Annotated in this window: 1 protein-coding gene; it reads left to right on the top strand. The window is 65.0% G+C overall.

The window, feature by feature from the left end:
- Positions 1-1,092, top strand: a 1,092-nt coding sequence (locus tag FGE05_RS29560; protein ID WP_139650429.1) for an amino acid adenylation domain-containing protein, incomplete at both ends; no start/stop codon positions are given.

Raw genomic sequence — 1,092 nt, 5'->3', positions numbered from 1 at the left:
CAGTTGAGCTATCGCCAGCTCAATCGTCGCGCCAACCACCTGGCCCGGCAGTTGCTCGCCCTCGGCGTGCAACCTGATCAGCGCGTGGCCATCTGCGCCGAGCGCAGCCTGGAGATGATCGTCGGCCTGCTGGGCGTGCTCAAGGCCGGCGCGGCCTACGTGCCCATCGACCCGGCCCACCCAGCCGAACGCATGACGTTCATGCTGCAGGACAGCCAACCCCAGGCGTTGTTGACCCAGTCGGCGCTGTCCCTGCCGTCCGGGGAACTGCCGGTGGTGCTGCTGGACACCGTGGAATCGTTGCAAGCGGCGGACGATTCGGCTTTCGACAGCAACCCACAAGTACCGGGCCTGACTGCGGAAAATCTGGCCTATGTGATCTACACCTCCGGTTCCACCGGCCAGTCCAAGGGCGTGATGGTCGAGCACCGTTCGGTGTTCAACTTCTGGCACGTGCTGACCCGCACCACCCACCAGCACTGCCCGACCCCAGCCACCGTAGCCCTGAACGCCGGGTTCTTCTTCGACATGTCGATCAAGGGCATCTCGCAGCTGTTCTCCGGCCATCGCCTGGTGATCATCCCGCAACTGATCCGCGCCAGCGGCAGCGAGTTGCTGGACTTCCTCGAACAGCACCAAGTGCATGCCTTCGACTCCACCCCGTCGCAGCTCGACATCCTGCTCGCCGCCGGCCTGCTGGAGCGCCAGAGCTACCAGCCGGTGAGCGTGCTGCTCGGTGGCGAGGCAATCAACGCCGCCACCTGGGACAAGCTGCGCAACTGCCAGAGCATTCGTTTCTACAACATGTACGGCCCCACCGAGTGCACGGTGGACGCCACCATCGACCTGATCCGCGACTTGGGCGAACGGCCAAGCATCGGTCGCCCCTTCGCCAACGTCCAGGTCCATGTGCTGGATGCGCGAGGCGAACCGGCACCGTTGGGGGTGGCTGGAGAAATCCATATCGGCGGTGTCGGTGTGGCCCGGGGTTACCTGAATCGGCCGGAGCTGAGCGCCGAGCGTTTCATCGCCGATCCGTTCAGCAGTGAGCCGAACGCCCGCCTGTACAAGACCGGCGACCTCGGTCGTTGG

The organism is Pseudomonas sp. ICMP22404, assembly GCF_006227205.1.
Lineage (GTDB): Bacteria > Pseudomonadota > Gammaproteobacteria > Pseudomonadales > Pseudomonadaceae > Aquipseudomonas.
This window is presented reverse-complemented; position numbering and strand designations above follow the sequence as displayed.